Source organism: Candidatus Enterovibrio altilux (assembly GCF_002381345.1).
In the GTDB taxonomy this organism is placed as follows: domain Bacteria; phylum Pseudomonadota; class Gammaproteobacteria; order Enterobacterales; family Vibrionaceae; genus Enterovibrio; species Enterovibrio altilux.
Genome location: NZ_CP020660.1, coordinates 590,009 through 612,963 on the forward strand (window position 1 = coordinate 590,009; position 22,955 = coordinate 612,963).

The window sequence follows — 22,955 nt, forward strand, 5'->3', positions numbered from 1 at the left end:
TAATGATTAAGTAGCTAAATAAACGAGGTCTCCTACGATGACTCTGCTTAGTTTAATTTCATAGCTGAATGGCTTTTTCATTAATCCAGAAGATTAATGAGCCATGATTGATTAAGACTTAACTGTACTGCTTTCAGTCGATTATTTTGTCGCGAAACTTACCCATAGACCTAAATATTTGAGTGAACCAAGCTGTTTAAAATGTAAATTCATCACTCAATTCCCTGATTTAGGAAACATAGCCTGATAAGATTGAAATATCATAAGCTATAGTGGATGACGGATGCCAGAATCTACTTTACCTAATGCGCAGTCACCTCTTTCAGTGTGGTTGCGCTACTTAAAAAAACTTCATACTAGTGTAATTGCGCTAGGGTTGGATCGCGCGGCTGCTGTCGCATATAAAGGAAAATTGATCAAGCCTGCTTCTAAGGTAATTACCGTTGCAGGCACCAACGGTAAAGGATCAACATGTGCGATTATTGAGGCAATTTTACTACAAGCAGGATACTCTACAGGTGTATACAGCTCACCACATCTTATTCGTTACAATGAGCGAGTGCGCATTTGCGGGGAAGAGCTTAATGACGGAAGACACACGGAAGCATTTGCTGCCATTGAATCGTTAAGAGGTGATATAAGCCTAAGCTTATTTGAATTCGGTACGCTCGCTGCTCTTTGGTTATTTATCGATAACAATGTTGATGTCGTGATTTTAGAAGTGGGCCTCGGTGGTCGATTAGACGCGACGAATATTGTTGACCATGATGTCTCTGTCATTACCAGTCTAGCAATTGATCATGTTGACTGGCTAGGAGATAACATTGAAATGATTGGTTTTGAAAAGGCGGGCATCTTTCGAGCGAATAAGCCTGCGGTATGTGGTGAACCAGAACCACCTGCAAGTGTTGCTGCTCATGCCAATGATATTGGTGCTCAGTTGTATCAAGTAGGTTACCAGTTTGACTATCAAAAAGACGGAGAGGTTTGGCATTGGCAATGTAGTACGTTTAAGTTCATCAATCTGCCTATTCCACACTTGCCTTTACCAAATGCTGCAACTGCACTTATGGTACTAAATTTGTCTGAATTAAATGTGACCAATGAGTGTGTTGTTGCAGGACTATCTTCTGTAACACTTGCAGGACGTATGCAATTTATTTCAAAATTTCCGGTTGTCCTGCTTGATGTGGCTCATAATCCACATTCAGCAGCTTACTTAGCAACACAAGTTGCTGCCCTAAAACAAAAAAATAGTGTTAAAGTACATGCTATTGTTGCTATGTTGCAGGATAAAAATATCGCTGCAACACTGAGAGAAATGAAAGCAATCGTAAATGTATGGTATCCAGCTTCATTGAGTGAACCACGTGCAGCCACAGCTAGCACACTCGCTAGCCATTTATCAAAAGGTGTCATGTGTTATGATTCACCTACAGATGCTTTTTACGCCGCGGAAGCAGCATCAAACGGAATGTCTGACATAATCATTGTATTTGGTTCTTTTTACACCGTTGGCGAGATCACTAATTTTTTATCCAAAAGGGAGTGATTGTGACAACCCAATTTCAACATCGTCTAGTAGGTACGCTCGTTTTAGTGTTGTTCAGTGTGATCTTACTTCCCGATGTCTTTGACGGTAAAAAAACACATTATCAAAAAAATTACGAAGCAATTCCTCTGCGTAATGAATTGAATACTGAGCTGTTGGTTGAATTCGTTAAAATGCCAGAAGACGTAGAACCATTTTTATCACTAGAAACAGTAAATCTACCTGTAAATGATGCAAAAAAAACTAGCCCTGCAGTGGTAAGAATACTTGCTGAGAAATCTAAATCAACAGAAGATTATCAAAATTCTGCGTGGATAATTCGCCTTGGCACGTTTCGGAACATGAATAACGCAAAAAATTTAGTATCAAAATTACGCAACAAAGGCTACCCCGCACAGCTAGTGCCTTTAGATGTGAAACAAGGTGAACTTATTCGCGTTGAAGTACGCCCTAATGTATCAAAAGAAAAGCTAGCAGCTATGACTGTAGATTTAGAAACTTTAACTGGGTTGAAAGGTCAGCTGCTTAGGTTTAGCCAACTCAACCTTTAAAAATATTTTTGTCATTATTTTTTTTATTAATATGCACGCTAATGACCCAGATGAATACGATATGAATTGGATTGACTACGCCATAATAGGAATGATTAGCTTTTCTGCATTGATTAGCTTGATCCGTGGATTGATGAAAGAAGCACTGTCATTAATGATTTGGTTTGGTGCTTTCTTTGTAGCCAGTAATTTTTACTCGCAATTGGCGGCTTACTTCACCAACATTCAGGAAAGTATCATTAGAAATAGTGCAGCGATTACTGCATTATTCATTATTACACTGATAATTGGTGCCATCGTTAATTATGTTATTGGGCAATTAGTCCAAAAAACAGGTTTGTCAGGAACGGATCGTGTGCTTGGCATAGTTTTCGGAGGGATGCGTGGCATATTAATAATTGCTGCCCTATTGTTTTTCCTTGATGTTTTCACAAGTTTTTCTAGCACTAACGAATGGAAACAATCACAGTTAATTCCTGAGTTTAGGGTGGTGATTAAATGGTTTATTTCATACTTAGAGCAAAGCCCCAGCTTTTTTAAAGTGATATAGGACAAGGAACTACAAACATGTGTGGGATTGTTGGAATTGTGGGTAACACTCCGGTTAATCAGTCGATTTACGATGCTCTAACAGTACTTCAACACCGAGGCCAAGATGCCGCAGGCATTGTAACTATTGATGAGAACCGCTTTCGCCTAAGAAAAGCGAATGGTTTAGTAAAAGATGTTTTTCAATTCAAGCACATGCAGCGCTTGCAAGGAACTGTTGGGATAGGACATGTACGTTATCCCACTGCAGGTAGCTCTAGCGCGTCGGAGGCGCAACCTTTTTACGTGAATTCGCCATATGGCATCACACTTGCCCATAACGGTAACCTCACCAATGCAACAATACTCCGTCAATCCCTCTTTACACAAGATAGGCGTCACCTCAATACTACCTCGGATTCAGAAGTTCTGCTTAATGTATTCGCCCATCAGATAGATAACGCAAAGTCACATCCATTAACAGAAAATAATCTTTTCGCAGCTGTGCGGTCTGTACATGAGCAGATTATCGGTGCGTATGCTGTGGTCGCTATGATCATTGGTCATGGTCTTGTTGGCTTTAGGGACCCAGATGGTATTCGTCCACTTTGTTTAGGTAAACGCCTCGTAAATGACCAAAATGAATATATGTTAGCGTCTGAGTCTGTCGCACTTGATGCCGTTGGTTTTGATTTTTTGCGTGATGTGGCACCTGGGGAAGCGATTTATATCACATTAGATGGTCAATTGTTTACTTGTCAGTGTGCAGTATCACCTTCCCTGTCACCGTGTATATTTGAATTTGTATATTTTGCGCGCCCAGACTCGTTTATTGATAAAGTTTCAGTCTACGCCGCACGCGTGAACATGGGTAAAAAACTTGGGGCAAAAATTCGCCGTGATTGGGGAGACTTAGATATTGATGTGGTTATGCCAATCCCTGAGACATCTTGCGACGTTGCTTTAGAAATTGCTCGTGTTCTTGATAAACCTTATCGTCAAGGTTTTGTTAAAAATCGTTATGTTGGCAGAACATTTATCATGCCAGGTCAACAGCAACGTCGTCAGTCAGTACGCCGCAAACTTAACGCGATCCATTCTGAGTTTAAAGATAAATCCGTATTGCTGGTGGATGACTCTATTATTCGTGGTACAACATCTGAGCAGATTATCGAAATGGCACGTGATGCTGGCGCAAAACATGTATATATGGCCTCAGCGGCACCAGAAATTCGTTTCCCTAATGTCTACGGTATTGACATGCCAAGCGTTAATGAACTGATTGCTCATGGTCGTGCGGTGGATGAAATAGGGAAAATTATTGGTGCTGATGGTCTTATTTTTCAAGAACTATCTGACTTAGAGGATGCTGTGCGAGAAGTTAATCCTGATATTAAAAAATTTGAAAGCTCAGTATTCAGCGGTCACTATGTTACGAAAGACATTAATCAAGAATACTTAGAGTATCTTGAAAAATTGCGTGGAGACGATGCAAAAACAGTGCGTGAACAAAAAATCAGTTTAGCCGACTTAGATATTTATAACGAAAGTTAAACTATCACTTATTGTACCGGTACAATAACAAAGCATAATTTATACTATGCTTTTGTATTTTTGCAACCAGTAAACAAACATCATCCCAAAACCTATGTTCCTTCTGATGACTACAATGGCAAGACTAAACTCACACGTTACAACTGAACTTACATAGATAAAACCACACTTCTGAAAAATATGTTTAATAATAGTAACAATCATATGAAAGAACTTTGTTCCTAATTAAAATATAAATAATAAATTTACATAATTAACTATTAGACGAGCAACTTCATTGTAGGCATACCTAGCACGGCTAGCTTATTTAACGTTTTCATCATGGCGTAAATTTTTCTAATTTGAGTATTATGCTCCCTTAAACTCAATGTTCTTTGAATAGTTTTTTGACTTGAAACATTACCATCTCTGATAGGGAGCGTTTACGGTAATCATACCTTATTTTACAATGTTGATTTAAACCATATAATTTCTGGTAACTAACCACTTCATTACGCGAATAACTTAGTTTTAAAAAATTGCTTCTTCTCTGGGAGAGCATTATGGAAACTATTCGTTTAATACGAATGGTGTCATAAGCTATCTCGCCTAATCTTTTATTGATTCTACGACGGGTTTGTTGAAGCAAGTTAGGTAACACCTTACTACCAATCACATTTGATACACTTCACTCAGCAGCAATAATTTCATACATATTTACATCTGCTGCTAAATGTAACTGGCGCCAGACTCTCCATTTACCATCAATGCCATACTTTTTTACTTACTATTCACCTTCATCGTAAACTTTGAGCCCCGTAGAATTCATGGCTAAGTGCCGGATGGCTCTTTTAGTCTTCGTGTTAAACGTGCTATTAACTATTTTGGCATGCTTACTAATGCATAAATAGTGAAAATATGAAAACGGCAGTTGAGTAAGTTACAAAAATAAAATTAATAAATTTTTGTAGACCTTTCAATGGTACTGAAAATGACTTTGTTCCCTCATTCGAGTTCAGATAGCAAATCCCAACATACTTCACTATTCGACAATAACTTTTGTGTGAAGCATACCTAGTTCTGTCAGCTTATTTAACGCTTTCATCATGCCGTAGGCTTCATTAATCTGAACATTGTGTTCCCTTAAACTCAATCTCCTTCCCAGCAATTTTTTGACTCGAACCATTGCTGTCTCTATTAGGAAACATTTATGATAGCCGGCTTTATTTCCTAAATCAGAGAACTCAATTTTCAATGAACACTCTAAACAACTAGGTTCACTTAAATATTCAAATCTATACATAAGCATAGTTACAATACAGCTAAATGGAAACAATATAATCAAGCTTTAATCAATCATGGCCCACTAACGTTCTGCATTAATGAAGAAGCAATTCAACTCTGGAAGCAAGGAAATCATCGGAAATATCATTTATTTAACGACTTAGCCAGTATGACGATCCTCATGGTTAAGCGCATATTTTCAATACCATTGAGATGTCTGCAGGAAAATTTCCTCAACTGCCGTTGTCGTGCTCTCACTATTCATGCATTAGCAAGCATGCCAAAACAGTTAACGCTACATTCAACACGAAGATTAAAAGAGCTATTAGGCACTTAGCCATTTATTTTACAGGGTTTAAAGTCTGCAGTGAAGGCGAATGAAAGTTAACAAGCATGGCATTAATGGAACACAGCGAGTCTGGCGCCAGTTACATTGAGGGGGTAGATATAACTATACATGAAATTATTACTGTTGAGTTAAGTGCATCAAATATAACTGACGGTGAATTGCTATCCAACGTGCTCAAGCAGACTCACCACAGAATCAATGCAATATTAAGCGATGGTACTTACTCCACCAAACAATGTTACGAAACCGTTCGTATTAAACGAACGTTCCACTCATCCCACCCCAAAAAATAATTTTTAAAAATGGATCATCCGCGTAATTTAGTGGTCCATTACCGGCAGTTATACGGTTCAAATTGACGTTAGTCAACAAGGTATAGTTACTATAAATATTTTATTGCAGAGACAGCAATGTTTTAAATCAAAAATTTTTTGAAAGCACATTAAGCCTAAGAGATCACACTGCTAAAATTAGCGAAACCTATGCCATGATAAAAAGATTACATAAGTTGACCAGGCTAGGTATACTTATAATGAAAGTGACCGTTAAATAGTGCATCATGTTAAAATTTGCTCTCTGAACTCAAATTAGGAAACAAATCCTTTTCTACGATTACTCAGCTTGGTTTAATTCTATCGCAAAATGACTTCTGCATTAATCCAAAATATTAGTGGATCACAATTGATTCCAGCTTGGTCATAGACTTAAATATATAAGTAAATGTAACTGTTAAAAACGTAGATTAATCATTTAATTCCCTAATTTAGAAAACAGAATTAAGCTATTGGTACATTCAGTAAACCTGAATATTATCTTACAATCAACTTATTTAATACATGATCTTTTATTACAACAATTAATGGTTTAATTGAGTAAATTATATGATATTAAAAAGCCTATAAATTTATATTTATAGGTCAATATAATCTCACTATAAACTTTTGAATGTGAAAAAAATTAGTCTTTGAGAAGTCGTTGTAATAGTGCACCATTCAACATAGCGTATTTGACTAATGCAAATGCGCCTAGGGTTGGAGTAGAGGATAGGCTGGAAGCTACCATTAAAAGATTTTGATGAAGTATTTTTAGCGATTGATTTTCTACACAACGTTGGATCACTGGAAACACTACGTTAGATGCTTCAGTGATCATACCAGATATAACTATTTGCTGAGGGTTAAACAGGTTGATTATCATTGCGATGGCTTTACCAAGATGATTACCTACTTTTACTAAGACTTGCTAGGCCAGGTCATCACCAACGTTAGCCGCACGACAAATATCGGATACATTAAAATCTTTTTTATCTTTCAACTTGCTTTCATAGCCTTGTTCTAGCAACTGCTTTGCATGCTCGATGATAGCAAAGTTCAATGCAACAGTTCCCAAACAACCAAAGTTACCGCACTGGCATTGTTTACCCAATGGATCAATTTGAATATAATCAATTTCACCTACATTACTATTATAACCTAAAAATACCTGTCCATTGACAATAATACCGGCGTCTACGACATTATGAATATCGACAAGTAGCGTATCTAAGTAATGCTTACTTACTCCGAAATAATGTTCTGCAAGTGCTTGACCTCGTATGTCATTTCCGGTAAAATATGCTAGCCCAAACTTATTACGTACTAAGTGGTGAATTATTGATGGGAATATGTGACATATATTTAACGATGCCGGATTCAGCATCCACCAACCCTAGAAACACAATAGCAACAGCAATCAATTCTTTAACGATATGGTGTTGCGCAGTCAGAAAGCTACGAAGACAATGAAAAAGTCCTTCTACCAAAGAATTTTGATTGTGATATTGAAATACTCCGTCATATTTCGCTAGGAGCAGACTAGACAAATCAAAAAGAGAAATTGTAATTCTACTTCGTCCAAAGTGAACAGCAATTGAATGAAATTGAGTACATTCAGTGGTCAATGAAATTGCTCGTCGCCCACCTGTGGATGCTTCTTGCGCGACTTCTTTTATCAAGCCACGCTCAAGTAATTGGCGAATTATCTTGGTAACACTGGCTGGCGAGAGGTTACTCACGTCAGCAATCTGAATGCGTGATATAGGACCTTGTTGGTCGATAAGACGATAAACAGCGGCACTATTTAGTTGTTTTACCAGATCTATGGTACCAATTTGTTCACCAGTCATAAATGTCCTTGTTCCCTGTATATTCATCGTTAACGACAGTCTTTTTAAAATCTAAATCACAATCAACCATAGTCTGTTAACAACATATCCAGATTGAACTGTTCCTAGCTTATCGTCCATACTGATTTCGTTACCTAAAAAAATACTCATTCTGGTCGCCTTCGACAGAATCTTGTACTACTTTAATTGTTATCAATGCCGGACCACTAAGCGTACTTTTTTTATCTATAATTTATCGTCATGGAAATATATTTTTTGACCTACAAAAATAAAATTAACTATGTCTACTCCTGCAGGCTCTGAGACATCAGTAAGGCTTTGTTTTCTAACTTGAGTTCAGGCGGCAAATTTCAAGATAATTAGCTATTAAACTACTGCTTTTACTTTAGGCATGCCTAAGCCTATCAGCTTATTTAACACTTTTATCATAGCGTAAATTTTACCAATCTAGGTTTTGTAATTTTTTAGTTCGATGTCCCCCGAATAGTTTTTAACTCGAAGCATAGCCGTCTCTGATATGGAACACTTATGAAATCCATACCTCATTTTTCAACACTTATTTGGACCGTTTAACTTCTGGTAACTGACCGTTAAATCACGTGAATAACTTCGTTCCTAAAAAATTATTTTTTTAGTGAAATAAGTGGAACTGCTCGTTTAATATGAACGGTTTCTTAATATTGGCTGATATCGTAAGCTACATCGCCTAATATGGCATTAATTTTTCGGCGAGTCTATTTGAGCAAATTAGGTAGTCTTCCACCGTCAGTCACATTTGATGACTTAACTCAACAGCAATGATCTCGTGCGGATTTATATTTGTTGCTAAATGTAACTGTCGCCATTTGCTATTTGCCATCAGTGTCATCCTTTTTTACTTTTTATTCGTCGGTACCATAAATTTTTAGCCCCCATAAAATAAATAGCTAAGTGCTAAATAGTTCCTTTATCCTTCATCTTAAACACAACATGAACTGTTTTGATCAACTTGCTAATGCATGAATAATACGGGCATGACAACAGCAGTTGAACAAAGTTAAAAACGGAATGGATGAATTTTGCGGCTTTCTCAATGACATTAAAAAATACGTTTAACCATGAAAACTGGCCTAATGACTAGGTAGCCAAATAAACGAGAGCTTCCATGATGACCCTGCTTAGTTTAGTTCTATAGCTGAATGACTTTTTCATCAATCCAGAATATTAGTGAGCCACGATTGATTAAAGATTGGTTATACGACTTCCTCTACTTTGTTGAGGTTTAGCAGCGTAGCTTAAGAATTCAATTCCTGATTTAGGAAATAAACTCTATCAAAGGCAGCACTGTTTCGTTTCAATAATTACTGGGAGAGACATTAAGCCGAATAGATTACAACGCCCATACTGGCGAATCCTACGCCATAATAAAACAATTAAATAAGCTGATAAATCTAAGTATATCTAAAATAAGAGCGAGCGTCTAATAGTTAATAATGTTTGGGTTTGCTACCTGACCTCACATTAAAAAATAACACTTATTGTAAGCACTATCACCTAATATTTCATTGATTCTTTGGCAGATCTATCTGAATAAGTTAGGCAGCACTTCAACGTGAGTCACATTAGATACACTTAACCGAGCAGCAATGATTTTATACGTATTTGTATCTACTGCTAAATGTAACTTGTATCAGATTGAACATTTACCATCAGTACCATACTTAATTTTTAAAAAATTTTGAATATAGACTCTGTACTCAATTAATCTGAAGATCTAGGTTTGAAAATATGTGACTTATCATTCATTTTAGACATCAAAGACGATGCAATATCTGGAAGCTTCAACGTGAAAAACTGTTCAATAGATAGTTATCAAATTCATTGCTGCAACAACACAATTGCGACTGCATAGCACTTTTCATCTGCAATTGTAAGCAAAATTTGGTTCACTCCACGCGCATCCGCCATTTGCTTAGCAATACCAGAAAAGGTCACGATTGGCTTACCAAGTTCATTATTTGAGACTTCAAAATCATGAAAAGTAATACCACAAGCAATCCCAGTACCTAATGCCTTTGAAGCCGCTTCTTTTACTGCAAATCGCTTCGCGAGATAACGAGCAGAAAACTTAGTACTACTATACTTTTCCAACTCTGAATCGGTTAATACACGTTTAGCAAATGCATCTTGCTTTCGCGCGAGAATGTCACAAAATCTTTTAATTTCGACAATATCTGAGCCCAAACCGATAACCGACATTAATGACGTGCTTCCTGCATTATAGCTTTCATATCAGTAACCGCTTTTGACAAACCTTCAAACACAGCGTGGCTAATGATAGCATGCCCTATGTTTAGCTCATAAATTTCAGGGATGGCAGCTATAGACATCACATTGTGGTACGTCAGACCATGCCCTGCATTCACTTTAATACCATTATCCGACGCATAGCTTGCGATTGCTGCAATTTTTTTTAACTCAGTTTGCATCTCTTCGTATGACTCCGCATCAGCATAATGACCAGTATGAAGTTCAATATACGGCGCACCACAAATCTTCACAGCATTAATTTGTGCACGATCAGCATCAATAAATAAAGACACTTTAATACCAGCAGCTGTTAAAGTGTCTGTAGCTGATTTTACTTTGTCCAACTGGCCCACAACATCCAAACCACCTTCAGTCGTTAATTCTTCACGTTTTTCTGGAACTAAACATACATACGTTGGCTTTACATCTAAAGCGATGTTTATCATTTCGTCAGTCACAGCCATTTCGAGATTCATACGGGTTTGTAACGTGTTTTTTAAAATATAAACATCACGGTCTTTAATATGACGGCGGTCTTCGCGTAGGTGTACCGTAATGCCATCAGCTCCAGCACGTTCTGCAATTTCTGCGGCATGCACAAGATCAGGGTATTTGGTACCACGTACGTTACGAATCGTTGCGATGTGATCAATATTTACACCCAGATAAATGATATTCATTATGTAGATTTCCTTGTTCCTAATAAAAGTCGCTCTCCACTTTTGAAAAGCATTGAGACAAAATACGGTTTGAGTGCTAGCCGTGTAAAGCACTTAACCGCTTTTAACTATTCAGCAATCAAGAATTGTTTTGTTGTTAGGGCTTTGTTTTTTAATTCAAATTTAGATAGCAACTTTCAACATAATTCACTATTAGACGATCTCTATTGATTCAGACATGCCTAGCCCAGTTATCTCATTTAACGCTTTTATCATAACGTTAATTTCACTAATTTGATTATTATGTTCTCTTAAATTCCATGTCCCTCCGAGAAGCTTTTTGACTCGAAACATGGCCGTTTCTAATAAGGAACGTTTATGGTAACTAACCGCTAAATTAAGCAAATAATTTCGTTTTTCAAAAATTGTTCTGTGTCTTCATGGGGCAAGTGGAACCGCTCGTTTAATACGAACGGTTTCATAAGATTGTCTGGTGTCGCAAGCACCATAGCCTGATATTGAATGATTTTGCGGCGGGGCTGTTTGAGCCAGTTAAGCAGCACTTCGCCGTCAGTCACATTTAATGCACTTAACTCAGCAATAATGATTTCATGCGTATTTATATCTACCGGTTGTCTTTCCTAAATTATGGAACTAAATTTTCAATCTACGTTTTAAACAGTTAGGTTCACTAATATTTTGAATTAATGAAGAAGCCATTCAACTATGGAATTAAACTAATCGGGGTAATGATGGAAGACCTCGTTTATTTAGTAACTTAGCCATTACGATGACTCTCGTGGTTAAACGCATATTTGCAATGCCATTAAGAGGTCTGCAAAAATTCATTAATTTTGTTATTAAACTTATTCAACTGCCGTTGTCATACCATCACTATTCATACATTAGCAAGCGAGCCAAAACGATTAACGTCACATGCCAGACGAAGACTAAAAGAACCATTCCGCACTTAGCCATTAGTTCTACGAGGCTCAAAATTTACGGTGACGGCTAATTGTAAGTAAAAAAGCATGGCGCTAATGAAAAATAGCTAATCTGGCGTCAGTTACATTTAATGGTAAATATAAATACGTATGAAATCATTGCTACTGAATTAAATACATCAAATGTAACGGACGGTGAAGTGCTACCTAACTTGCTCAAACAGACCCGCCGCAGAATCAATAAAATATCAGATAATAGAGCGTACAATACTATTAAATAGTACAAAATTGTGTGTATTAAATGAGCAGTTCCACTCATATCACTAAAATAGAAGCAACTTTTTGAAAGCAAGATTATCTGTGTAATTTAGCAGTTAATTACCAGGAATTATACGATTCAAATCAACATTAAGAAGCTAGATATAGTTACCATAAGCGTTCCCTATCATAGGTGACAATAATTCGAGTTAAGAAACTACTGAGCGAGGTATTATTAAATCTACAAAATCACCATACTCAGATTAGTGAAAGGTCCGCTTTGATAAAAGCGTTAAATAAATTGACAGGACTGAGTATGCCTCAGCTAAAAGCTATCATCTAATCGTTTATCATGTTAGATCTTGCTCTCTGAACTAAAATTAGGAAACAGAGTGCATATTTATACATTCTAACGCGTCGTTTAAACACATTAACATCATGAACCGATAATAAGAGCTATACCCTTGATATAATTAGCCTCGGTAGTCGAAAGCAATAACAGAAAGATTTTTTGTCCAAAAAATAGCCTGGACTCGGTTCTTCACCTTAATTTTTTAAAAATATTGTATAAGTGGGACTTGACAGTATGTTCAGATACAAACAGGTCGTTAGCAATCTCGCTATTTGATGCGCGCGTAACAAGTCTGCGAATAATTTGTTTTTCGCGATTAGTCAAACAAATTGCGGAGTAGTCGATTGCTTGATGATTGTTTTGCTGGTAATAGTGAGTAAGCTCAGCCAACTTTTGGCGTGGTAACCAGTATTCACCTGACAATATTTTTTCAATGCCGTAGCATAGATGTTCAAGGTTATCGGCTTTTTTAAAAATACCTTTAATGAAAGGCCAACTGGCTAACTCTTTTGCAGAAAGATCATGAGCATTAAAAAGAGCAAAACATGTTGTTCTTTGAAAGGAGCAAGACGTTGTTTCACGTAATTTACCACATCTCCCTCAAAGACACTGAGATCAATTAAAACCAAGCCTGACAATGTAGCAAGTCTATCATTAATTTCTTGTTTTTCCACCAATGTTACGCTGCTTTTTATTTTTTTCCAAACAAGAAATTAACACATTGATTGTTATGCTAGGCTCTGAAACAAATAAAATAGTGTCTTTATCAAAGGTGGTTTCAATAATCTGCATGTGTGCCCCCTAAGACTTAATATAAGTGCGAAGCGTTTTTTCTTCACCGTATAACAGTGGTTTAATTGAAACTTAGTTTGCAAACAATACAAATTGCAGCGCTTTAATGCTCAAGTCAGAAGTTTTTTCTATTAGTCATCGAACTTCCTGACAAACGATACAATATGTGTAGTTCACATAGACTCTTTGACAGTTTAATATAGATTGTGTGTTTTAGTCGTTCCGTCCTTTAGTTATTCGATGTTTTTGACTTCATGCACACAAAATTATCCATTAAATAGGCTCTGTTTTTTGGACTGAAAAACTCAATTGTTAATCTACGTTCTAAACAAGCAGGTCACTTAAACATTCAGGTCTATGCACAAACTGCATCACAAAACAACCAATTGGAACAGTATAATCAAGCTTTCATGAATCACTAACATTTTGAATTTATGAAGAAGACATTTAGCTATGGAATCACACTAAGCAGAATCATAATGAAAGAGTTAATTTATTTAGAAATTAAACAATAGCGATGGCTGATGGTTGTCATGATGCAACAAGTATTTTCAATGTCTTTACAATGTCAGTAAAGATTCATTAATTTTATTTTTAAATTCATTCAACTGCCATTGTCATGCCCTCACTACTCATACAATAGTAAACCAGGCAAAATGATGAACGTCTCGTTCAAAACGAAAACGACAGGCACCATCCCTCACTTAACCATTAACTCTAAGGTGTAAACGAATGGTAAGCAAAGAAGCATAAGAATAACGGACAACGTAGAATCTGACACAAATTACATTTAGCAATGGGTGTAAGCACGCATTAAATGTGACTGACGGTGGAATGCTACCTAATTTACTTCGATGGACACTCCACAGACTCAATAAAATATCGCGATGGTGCTTGTGACATCAGACAATGTTATGAAACCATTCGTATTAAGCGAACAGTTCCACCAACCCCACAAAAAAAGAATAATTTTTGAGGAACGAGGTCATCCACGTTATTTAGCGGTCAGTTATCAGCAGCTATACAGATCAAATTAGCGTTGGCAAATGAGATATGGTTACCATGAGTGTTCTCCATCAAAGGCGGCAATGTTTCGAGTCAAAACTACTTGGAGGGACATTGAGCCTAAGGGTTCACAATATTCAGATCAGCAAAATCTACACCATGATAAAAGCGTTAAATAAACTGACAGGATTAGACATGTCTAAAATAAAAACAACTATCTCATAGTTCATCATATTGGGATTTGCTATCTGTACTAAAATTAAACAATAATGGACTTTCAATACTTTTGAATGTGAGCACAGAATCAATAATAAAGTTTGTGAAGATTCGAATGGTTTATGTTATCATTATTATTTCAGTGTTAATTATACATTGAATGCCGTAATGAAAAAGTTTGGGAAGAAAATATGGCCCGTCGTGGTGTAAATAAAGTGATTTTAATCGGTAACTTGGGCAATGATCCAGAAGTTCGCCATCTACCAAATGGTGATACAGTTGCTAATCTAGCCGTTGCGACTTCAGAAACGTGGCGCGACAAACACACTGGCGAAAATAAAGAGATTACTGAATGGCACCGTGTAGTAATGTATCGTCGTCTGGCTGAAATCGTGAATGAGTACCTAAAAAAAGGGTCTAAAGTGTATCTCGAAGGCCGATTGCAAACGCGTAAATGGCAAGGGCAAGATGGCCAAGACCGCTACACAACTGAAATTATTGCAAATGAAATGCAAATGCTAGATAGCCGTACAGGTAGTAGTATAGGTCAAGGCACTCCTGAGACACACCACTCAAATAAACAAAGTGATAATTGGGATCAACCTCAGCAACCTTCATTCCCGCAAAAACCTACACAACCGTCTGCACCTCAACAGCAGCCACAGTCTCAGTCAACACAATATAATGACATGCCGAGCTTTGATGATGATATTCCATTTTAAAAATAGTTTGAAAAATAATCAAGGGTATTCACACACTGGAAGCAAACATTCAGCCTCAATATTAGAGGCTTGATTTCCTAAATCAGAAAGCTACATTTTTAATCAACATTCTAAACAGTTAGGCTCACTTAAATCCCCAAGTCTATGAACAATCTTGCTACGAAACCACTCACTGGAGCAGTATAATGAAGCTTTGCTCAATCAGGCATCACTAACATTCTTGATTGATGAAGAATTTATCCCATATGGAATTAAACTAAACAAGATAATTATAGAAGACCTTGTTGATTTAATAATCTAACTATTTCGACAGCCCTCATGGTCAAATGCGTATTTTCAACGCCATAAAAAAATATGCAAGAGTTCATTCATTTTATTTTCAAATTTACTCAACTGTCATTGTTATACCCTCACTATGTATACATTAGCAAACGAGCCAAAACAGTTAATATAACGTTAAAAACGCAGAATAAAGGAACCATCCAGCACTTAGCTATTGATTTTACTGGGCTCAAAATTTACAGTGAAAGCGAATGACAAGTGAAAAAACATGGCACTGATGAGGAATAGCTAGTTTAGTGCAAGTTACATTTAGCGGTAGATATAAATACGCATTAAATTATTATTGCTGAGTTAAGTACATCAAATGTAACTGATGGTAAAGTAGTATCTAACTTGCTCAAACTGATCTGCAAAAGCATTAATGAAACATCATCCGATGATGCTTACGACACCAGACAATGTTACGAAATAGTTCATATTAAATAAGCTATTCAACTCCCCCACCAAGAAGAGGAGCAACTGTCTGGGAACGAGAGCATTATCATAATTTAGCGGTCAGTTACCAGAAATTATACGATTTGAATCAATATTAAAAAATAAAGTGTAGTTATCATAAATGTTTTATCAGAGACGACAATGTTCCGAGTTAAAAATGAGTGGAAAAAACATTGTGTCTAAGAGATTACAATGCTCAGATTAGCGAAACCTACGCCATAATAAAAACGCTAAATAAGCTGACTGAGCTAGGTATACTTAAAACAAAGCCTCTTGAATATGGCGTTAGCTATTTCGGCTCGCTTGTTGATGCACAAATAATGAGAGCATAACAACGGCAGTTAAGCAAGCTTGAAGCATAATTACTGAATTTTTGCAAATTTTTACTAGCATTGAAAATACGCATTTAACCATGAGAGCCATCGTAATAGTTAAGTCACTAACGAAATGAGGTCTCCCATTATGATCCCTCTTAATTTAATTCCATAGCTAAATCACTTCTTTATAAATTCAGAGTGTTAGTTAGCCACGATTAGTTAAAGCTTAATTATACTGCTTCTAATTAGTGAGCCTAGCTGTTTAAAGCGTAAATTAATCATTTAGTTCATTTTTTATACCTAGTTCAAATTAACTAAAAGTTACTCCAAGTTGGCACTGTACTTTTCTTCGGCTTACATTTTTTTTTGATGTTTACAACACAGAGGTAATCTTCATGGAAATATTCGCTATCTAACATTAATGAAGGAATGAACAATCTTAATTTCGAGCCTACTAAAATTATACTTTTATTTATTTCCCCGCTGGATGACCAAGCTAAATCACCACTCATGAGTTTGATGCCATTGTGCAGTATAACTTTACCGCTTGCAGTTACTGTTTTAATCAATGGATAACCAAACAAAGTAAGTATTTCGTTTGTCAAACTAATCGTTTCCTCAAAGGTAGCTTCAATGTATTTTTTTTCAGAATCAATGATACCTTGTATTGCATCAACATTTTTTTTAACAGAAGTGGAAAATACCCATTCATTTAAAATAGGCTCCCATTTACCGCCAAGTTGTAAACAGCGTCTGTATATGAAGTTATTTTTACGACCTGTTGCAAGCGTACAGATATCAATATTATTTTGTTCTTCAAAAGGGAGTGTCAATCTAAATACGCTGCCTTTTGTGAAATGAATATCACGATCAGAAATTTCTTCCACATTGAGCATGCTCTTACCCAACGGTAGGTTATGACTATTACTATCAATAATAATATGACAATAACCCGAGTTTTTACGGCATATAAAGTATCGATTACTTTTTTTTAGAACATCGAACTCGCGCATTTAATCAGCCTGTAATAAAATATAAAGGAAGTAAAACGCGATGAAAATGGCTAATTCATCTCTTAGGTTGAATGAATGCCACTCTTTCTGAGCTGATTGATACTCTCTAGATGTTCTCCTATTTTTCCCTTTGGTTTAAGGCCATTGGTTATCATTTCATCAATTTTCATGTCTATTTTTGTTTTTGGTGCCACCGCTGTTGCGGTTTGGATAGTCTCCTCGTGTTTATCTAACACTTTGTCTCTGTTGTTGATAATAACTTCTTCGAATGCTTCCACATAGAGAATTTTGAATTCTTGTGTAATGAATTTTTCAGATAACGTTCTTAACTTCGCTGATTTACGCTTAGCAATGTATTTTTCCACGCGACTTATCGGCTGACCAAGAGTGAGAATATTAGTGCGTGCATCCAGTATTTCTCGATCTGTCGGTGTTCTTGTTAGGGCGCCAAAAACAGCAATAGAAGGCGGCCATTCTTGTCCTTTTTTCAATCGTTCTTCGAGATTATTAATGAGGCGCGCATAGCTATGTTCATTTAGTGAAGCGGCAAAGCTCATAAGATGACGATCTGGTTCATCACCAAAGTCATAGCGAACACGTCCTCGCCCAAAAAAGGTTATTATATCATACCAAAATTTTAAAATTTTTTTTTGTTCGAAACCGGTGAAATTTTCAAGAAGTCTTTGGGTTCTTTGCGAGAAAATAGATTCGTTATTATACGTATTGAATGAATTGAATCTTGATTGAATACCTGTCGATACATTGTTTACCATGGATGAGCCAGCGCCATTAACTGATGGCACAACTGAATTAGCCATCTTTTGAGTTCTAAGACAGTATGCTTCAAATGTTTCTGAAAGATCTGTGAGATTATTCATTGTTAATGGTCTCCTTCGCTATCATCTTTGAAATTGAAGTTAAAAATTTTTTCTTCTAACATATCAATAGTAGATCGCTTGACTCGCTGTGATTTGCTATCTGGGCTTCGCAAACCTTGTCGTAAAGACCGCTGAAAATGCAAGTGAGAGCGCAGTCGTCTTATTAGTTCATCCTGTGAATACAGCATTTTATTTGGATTTTTTTGTATGCGATAAATGAAGGAAGCCCACACATTCGTTTGACCAGCATAGCTATTTTTAAACATAATGAGGTTTGCCCAATCTTCAATCACAGTCGGTGATAACTCGTGAATATTAATGGTCTTTCCTAACGTTGCTGTATTCAATGACTTTATTTGAGAACGATAAGAGTTAGAAAACTGCTCAGTTCGTGCAAACGTATTTTGAGCAGGTTGTTGGTTGTTTCCATAACCTTTATTGTTCTGATTTGCTTCTTGTGAAGTCAAGTCAATATCTATATTTAATTTTCCTTTAATTTTGCCATCAGAGCGATAAGCAGCTGTTCTTTTATTGGTTCCAATGAGAATTTGTTCAATTGAAAGTTTTCCTATAAGATTGTCGATAGTGCTTTCTGATACGCACATCATACTTTTAAGTTCGCTTATGCTGGTGATAAATACGCCGTTTCTGTCCGAAAGTTCTGCCAAAGCAACAAGCAACAGTTTTTCATCCATTGAAACGGTTTTATAATACCATGTTTTTTTAACATACTTCGAAAACATTTAAACTCACACCAAGTTTTTTATTGCAAGAGTATGATGACTCAACCACCTAGAAGCATTGAGCACAAACCTAAATTTAAGTATACACTAACTCTCAATCCTAAATATGACTGAATAGACATGGGTTTGCACATATATTCAATCAACTGACAGACACACAGGCTTGAGCACCTGAAACTTATCATTTGTTATGAGCGTCAAATATATTTATTTTTTGAAAAATCATTCAATAACTTCTTTAAAATCATGTTTATGATTGCAGGAAACATTGTGTATTACTATTCATTCATCATCTGCCAGAACCGCACTATCAAGTTAAAATCTAAACTAGAATGAATTTTTATTTTCTGAATGAAAGAACTCAATTATTAATCTACGCTTTAAGCAGCTAGGTTCACGTAAATATTCAAGTCTATAGACAAGCTTAACTACCAAACAACCAACTGGAAATAAGATAGTTAAACGTTAATTAATCGTGGTTCACTAACATTTTCAATTAGCGAAGAAGCCATTCAGCTACGGAATCATACTAAGCCAGCTCATCGTAAAAATTTCATGTATTCAATAATTTAGCCATTACGACAGCTCTCATGGTTAAGTGCGGTTTTTCAATGCCGTTGAGAAGTTTGCAAGAATTCATTAATTCTGCTTTTAAATTTGCTCAACTGTCATTGTCATACCCTTATTATTAATACATTAGCAAGCACACCACAACAATTAACGTCGTGTTTAAAACGCAAATTAAAGGAACTATTCAGGACTTATTCCATTGATTATACGAAACTAAAAATTTATTACGCGGTAAAATGAAACATAAATAAACATGGCACTGATGGTGAAGTGCTACTTAGCTTACCTCAACAAACTCGATGCAGAATCAATAAAATATCAGATGATGAGGCTTACGACACCAAACAGGCTTTACAAAACCATTCATATTAAACGAAAGATTCCACTCATCCCACCAAGAAAAGGAACAATTTTTTGGAAACAAAATATGGTTACCAGCAACGTTTTGAATCGAAAATTACTCCGAGGAATATTTAGCCTAAGGAATTACAATGCCCAGATGAGCGAAACCTACGCAATGATAAAAGCATTAAATAAGCTGGAAGGACTAAGTACGCCTAAAAGGATAATGAGCGTTTAATAGTGCATCATACCTGGATTTGCGCTCTGAACTTAGATCAAGAAACAGAACCCATTTTATTATCATTTACTGCCAATTAACCCCAGTGCGTTTGCAATATCTTGACTAACCTCAGCCACTGGTTTAGTACTATCCAACGTTAAGTAGTTAATATTACCCATTTGGGCTTTGTTCTTATAATAAGTAATCAATGATACTGTTTGGGCATAATACACACCCAGACGTGCCAAAATAGTTTCAATTTTGTCGTCATCACGAACAACCAAGTCTTCACCAGTGATATCATCTTTACCTTCAACTTGAGGTGGGTTGTAAACCACATGGTAAGTCCGACCAGATACGAGGTGTGCACGACGACCGCTCATACGCTCAATGATGACACTGTCAGCAACATTAAGCTCAAAAACGTAATCAATCATGACTCCTATATTTTTCAAACCATTAGCTTGTGGAATCGTACGTGGGAAACCATCTAGTAAAAATCCTTTTTCACAGTCATCTTGATGAATACGCTCTTTGACTAAACTAATAATGACTTCGTCCGAAACAAGCTGCCCAGCATCGATAACTACCTTCGACTTTTTACCCATTTCAGTACCGGCTTTGATCGCTGCACGAAGCATATCACCAGTAGAGATATGTGGGATGCCATATCTCTTCATGATGAATTGCGCTTGTGTTCCTTTACCTGCTCCTGGAGCACCCAAAAGAATAATACGCATAGTCACTTCCTTTCTTTAACTTGACGTTTTCACAAAAAATACAACATGCATGGTTACGTAAATGCTACTAAACTCAATCATATTATTAAATTTGATTTACATTATGTGTATTTTCGAAGATTAAATACTATTATACTTTAGTTAATAGTCGATTTATGGCAGTTAAAAACGGTGACGGATCTTTCATTGTACCTCGTTCTGCCAGCATTGCTTGTCCAAGCAACATTTCTGCCCAGCGGCCAAACACTTCATTATCCGCTTCATCAGCCATTTGCTTAACCAATGCGTGTTCTGGATTAAACTCCAAGATATATTTCACTTCTACCTCTTGTTGCCCTGCGGCTGCGAGTAATTTCGCCATTTGTGTTCCCATCTCAAATTCATCCGTCACTACAACTGCAGGCGTATCAGACAGTTTGAATGTAATACGCACATCCTTAACACGATCGCCTAAATAGGCTTTTGTTCTTTCAATGACAGATTCAAACGCTCTTTGCGTTTCTCCACGTTTCTCTTTCTCGTTATTATCTTCAAATTTGCTAAGATCCAAATCCGCTTTTGTAATTGCTTGAAACTTTTTCCCGTCAAATTCGGTCAAGTGACCCATGAACCATTCATCAATACGCTCATACATCAAAATAACTTCAATGCCTTTCGTTTTGAACTGCTCAAGGTGAGGACTATTTTTAGCTGCTTGATACGTATCTACTGTCAGATAAAAAATTTTATCTTGTTCTTCTTTCATGCGAGAAACATAATCAGCCAATGCCACCGTTTGTTCGTTACTATCCGTTTGAGTCGATGCAAAACGCAATAAATTCATAATTTTTGCACGGTTACTAAAGTCTTCTGCGGGGCCTTCTTTCAATACCAAACCAAACTCTTTCCAAAATGCATGATATTTTTGAGCATCATTATTAGCCAAACGTTCAAGCATCGTCAGCACACGTTTAGTACACGCATTACGCAGAATTTGAGTTACTTTATTGTCTTGCAAAATTTCGCGAGATACGTTTAGAGGTAAATCGTTAGAATCAATCAAGCCCCGCACAAATCGCAGATAATTTGGCATGAGCTGAGACGCATCATCCATAATGAATACGCGTTGAACATATAGTTTTAAGCCATGTTTATGATCACGATTAAACATATCCCAAGGTGCTTTTGACGGAATATAAAGCAAGCTTATGTAGTCGTTCTTACCTTCTACACGATTATGACTCCACAGTAATGAATCAGTATAATCATGCGACAAATGCTTATAAAATTCTTGATATTCTTCATCAGAAATATCTAATTTTGAACGCGTCCAGAGTGCTTGGGCTTTGTTTATTTTTTCCCATTTACCTTGTTCAGTTTCATTGCCTTCCCCATCGTGCTCTTGAACCCAAATTTCTATTGGAATGCCGATATGATCAGAATATTTTTTAATCACCTCCTTCACACGCCAATCATCAAAAAATTCTTTATTATCTTCACGAAGATGCAATGTTATCGACGTGCCACGTCCTTCTTTTTCAATACCTTCTATAGTGTAATCACCTTCACCAGCGGACTCCCATTGCACTGCATCCAATTTTTTTGCACCCGCTGCGCGGGTTGATACAGATACTTTATCTGCTACAATAAATGCCGAATAAAAACCAACACCAAACTGTCCAATTAACTGCCTATCTTTAGTTTGATCCTCTGAAAGTTGTTTAAAAAAATCTGCTGTACCTGATTTGGCGATAGTCCCAAGGTTATCAATCACCTCATCACGAGTCATGCCAATACCATTATCTTCAATAGTTAACGTACCAGTTTCTTTATTCATACTAAGCCGAACACGCAAATCACCATCATTTTCATATAGTGCTGCATTGGATAATGCTTTAAAACGTAATTTATCAGCGGCATCAGACGCATTTGAGATCAATTCACGTAAAAAAATTTCTTTGTTAGAATAGAGTGAATGGATCATTAAATGCAGTAATTGCTTAACTTCAGACTGAAAACCACGTGTTTCCTTACTTTGTAAAGTATCTGTATTATTCATTGTCGCCCTAAAAAAATTTAAATAATCCTAATGTTACTCTGTAAATAAGGGCGTGATAGTATATTTCAATGCTTTCAACTGATTTTTTTATTTCTTGAGGTATTTTTCACACTTGAGGG

The 22,955-nt window shown here is 36.5% G+C and carries 19 protein-coding genes and 7 pseudogenes; 11 read left to right on the plus strand and 15 right to left on the minus strand.

All coding sequences use genetic code 11. The features are described from left to right. The first annotated feature begins 283 nt into the window (after window positions 1-283). From folC to purF, 4 genes are all read left to right on the plus strand, one after another. Window positions 284-1,552 carry a bifunctional tetrahydrofolate synthase/dihydrofolate synthase gene (folC, locus tag BTN50_RS02485; RefSeq protein ID WP_096618905.1) on the plus strand — a complete coding sequence of 423 codons (1,269 nt, stop codon included), beginning with the start codon at window positions 284-286 and terminating at the stop codon, window positions 1,550-1,552. Window positions 1,553-1,554: 2 nt separating this feature from the next. Beyond that, a complete protein-coding gene (locus BTN50_RS02490; protein WP_096618906.1) occupies window positions 1,555-2,103 on the plus strand; it encodes an SPOR domain-containing protein in 549 nt (182 codons plus the stop codon). Between the two features lie 61 nt (window positions 2,104-2,164). Next, a complete protein-coding gene (locus BTN50_RS02495; RefSeq protein WP_096618907.1) occupies window positions 2,165-2,653 on the plus strand; it encodes a CvpA family protein in 489 nt (162 codons plus the stop codon). 17 nt (window positions 2,654-2,670) lie between these two features. Continuing rightward, window positions 2,671-4,185 (plus strand): amidophosphoribosyltransferase, encoded by a 1,515-nt coding sequence (gene purF, locus BTN50_RS02500; RefSeq protein WP_096618908.1) that lies wholly within the window; start codon window positions 2,671-2,673, stop codon window positions 4,183-4,185. A 364-nt stretch (window positions 4,186-4,549) separates the two neighbouring features. Here the strand turns inward: purF and BTN50_RS09695 are convergent, their stop codons facing one another. Beyond that, the gene (locus BTN50_RS09695) at window positions 4,550-4,840 is read right to left on the minus strand and encodes a hypothetical protein (protein WP_151897950.1); all 291 of its coding nucleotides are present in this window, start codon (window positions 4,838-4,840) and stop codon (window positions 4,550-4,552) included. Between the two features lie 366 nt (window positions 4,841-5,206). Then, window positions 5,207-5,350, minus strand: coding sequence for a hypothetical protein (locus BTN50_RS09955; protein ID WP_161492912.1), 144 nt, complete (start codon window positions 5,348-5,350; stop codon window positions 5,207-5,209). 111 nt (window positions 5,351-5,461) lie between these two features. Here BTN50_RS09955 and BTN50_RS02510 point away from each other — a divergent pair. Continuing rightward, window positions 5,462-6,350 (plus strand): annotated as a pseudogene (locus BTN50_RS02510) (IS5 family transposase). A gap of 404 nt (window positions 6,351-6,754) precedes the next feature. Here the strand turns inward: BTN50_RS02510 and BTN50_RS02515 are convergent. The 5 genes and pseudogenes from BTN50_RS02515 to BTN50_RS10865 all read right to left on the minus strand — a co-directional run. After that, window positions 6,755-7,961: pseudogene (locus BTN50_RS02515) on the minus strand (ROK family protein). Window positions 7,962-8,327: 366 nt separating this feature from the next. Next, a pseudogene (locus tag BTN50_RS02520) lies at window positions 8,328-9,183 on the minus strand (IS5 family transposase). 635 nt (window positions 9,184-9,818) lie between these two features. Further along, a complete protein-coding gene (gene acpS / locus BTN50_RS02525) occupies window positions 9,819-10,199 on the minus strand; it encodes a holo-ACP synthase (RefSeq protein ID WP_096618910.1) in 381 nt (126 codons plus the stop codon). Continuing rightward, entirely contained in the window at window positions 10,199-10,930 is a 732-nt protein-coding gene (pdxJ, locus tag BTN50_RS02530) for a pyridoxine 5'-phosphate synthase (protein ID WP_096618911.1), read from the minus strand. The genes acpS and pdxJ overlap by 1 nt, the downstream gene beginning before the upstream one ends. 192 nt (window positions 10,931-11,122) lie before the next feature. Next, a pseudogene (locus BTN50_RS10865) lies at window positions 11,123-11,538 on the minus strand (IS5/IS1182 family transposase); the annotation flags it as partial. Window positions 11,539-11,663: 125 nt separating this feature from the next. On the opposite strand from BTN50_RS10865, the pseudogene BTN50_RS02540 reads away from it, so the two are divergent. Next, window positions 11,664-11,924: pseudogene (locus tag BTN50_RS02540) on the plus strand (transposase); the annotation flags it as partial. 60 nt (window positions 11,925-11,984) lie between these two features. Continuing rightward, complete coding sequence (locus tag BTN50_RS09965) at window positions 11,985-12,134, plus strand: hypothetical protein (RefSeq protein ID WP_161492914.1); 150 nt, start codon at window positions 11,985-11,987, stop codon at window positions 12,132-12,134. Window positions 12,135-12,652: 518 nt separating this feature from the next. Here the strand turns inward: BTN50_RS09965 and BTN50_RS10870 are convergent. From BTN50_RS10870 to BTN50_RS10880, 3 genes are all read right to left on the minus strand, one after another. Then, complete coding sequence (locus BTN50_RS10870) at window positions 12,653-12,886, minus strand: response regulator transcription factor (RefSeq protein ID WP_235610980.1); 234 nt, start codon at window positions 12,884-12,886, stop codon at window positions 12,653-12,655. A gap of 77 nt (window positions 12,887-12,963) precedes the next feature. Further along, window positions 12,964-13,137 carry a hypothetical protein gene (locus tag BTN50_RS10875; protein WP_235610981.1) on the minus strand — a complete coding sequence of 58 codons (174 nt, stop codon included), beginning with the start codon at window positions 13,135-13,137 and terminating at the stop codon, window positions 12,964-12,966. After that, window positions 13,118-13,255 carry a hypothetical protein gene (locus tag BTN50_RS10880; protein ID WP_223823248.1) on the minus strand — a complete coding sequence of 46 codons (138 nt, stop codon included), beginning with the start codon at window positions 13,253-13,255 and terminating at the stop codon, window positions 13,118-13,120. Before BTN50_RS10880 ends, BTN50_RS10875 begins: the two co-directional genes overlap by 20 nt. Before the next feature lie 829 nt (window positions 13,256-14,084). On the opposite strand from BTN50_RS10880, the gene BTN50_RS12045 reads away from it, so the two are divergent. From BTN50_RS12045 to BTN50_RS02560, 3 genes and pseudogenes are all read left to right on the plus strand, one after another. Beyond that, a complete protein-coding gene (locus BTN50_RS12045; RefSeq protein ID WP_394336768.1) occupies window positions 14,085-14,231 on the plus strand; it encodes a hypothetical protein in 147 nt (48 codons plus the stop codon). Window positions 14,232-14,667: 436 nt separating this feature from the next. Continuing rightward, complete coding sequence (gene ssb, locus BTN50_RS02555; protein ID WP_096618914.1) at window positions 14,668-15,198, plus strand: single-stranded DNA-binding protein; 531 nt, start codon at window positions 14,668-14,670, stop codon at window positions 15,196-15,198. Between the two features lie 158 nt (window positions 15,199-15,356). Further along, a pseudogene (locus BTN50_RS02560) lies at window positions 15,357-16,307 on the plus strand (IS5 family transposase); the annotation flags it as partial. A gap of 299 nt (window positions 16,308-16,606) precedes the next feature. Here BTN50_RS02560 and BTN50_RS02565 read toward each other — a convergent pair. The 3 genes from BTN50_RS02565 to BTN50_RS02575 form a co-directional block, all read right to left on the minus strand. Beyond that, on the minus strand, window positions 16,607-17,188 hold the full coding sequence (locus BTN50_RS02565) for a hypothetical protein (RefSeq protein WP_150137221.1): 582 nt from the start codon (window positions 17,186-17,188) through the stop codon (window positions 16,607-16,609). A gap of 179 nt (window positions 17,189-17,367) precedes the next feature. Then, entirely contained in the window at window positions 17,368-18,183 is an 816-nt protein-coding gene (locus BTN50_RS02570) for a hypothetical protein (RefSeq protein WP_096618916.1), read from the minus strand. Window positions 18,184-18,185: 2 nt separating this feature from the next. Next, window positions 18,186-18,926 (minus strand): hypothetical protein, encoded by a 741-nt coding sequence (locus BTN50_RS02575; RefSeq protein ID WP_096618917.1) that lies wholly within the window; start codon window positions 18,924-18,926, stop codon window positions 18,186-18,188. A 414-nt stretch (window positions 18,927-19,340) separates the two neighbouring features. Between BTN50_RS02575 and BTN50_RS02580 the strand changes: the two are divergent. Next, window positions 19,341-20,076: pseudogene (locus BTN50_RS02580) on the plus strand (transposase). 62 nt (window positions 20,077-20,138) lie between these two features. On the opposite strand, the gene adk reads toward BTN50_RS02580, so the two are convergent. After that, window positions 20,139-20,798, minus strand: a complete 660-nt coding sequence (gene adk / locus BTN50_RS02585; protein ID WP_096618918.1) for an adenylate kinase — start codon at window positions 20,796-20,798, stop codon at window positions 20,139-20,141. A gap of 130 nt (window positions 20,799-20,928) precedes the next feature. Then, window positions 20,929-22,836, minus strand: coding sequence for a molecular chaperone HtpG (htpG, locus tag BTN50_RS02590; RefSeq protein WP_096618919.1), 1,908 nt, complete (start codon window positions 22,834-22,836; stop codon window positions 20,929-20,931). Between the last annotated feature and the right edge of the window lie 119 nt (window positions 22,837-22,955).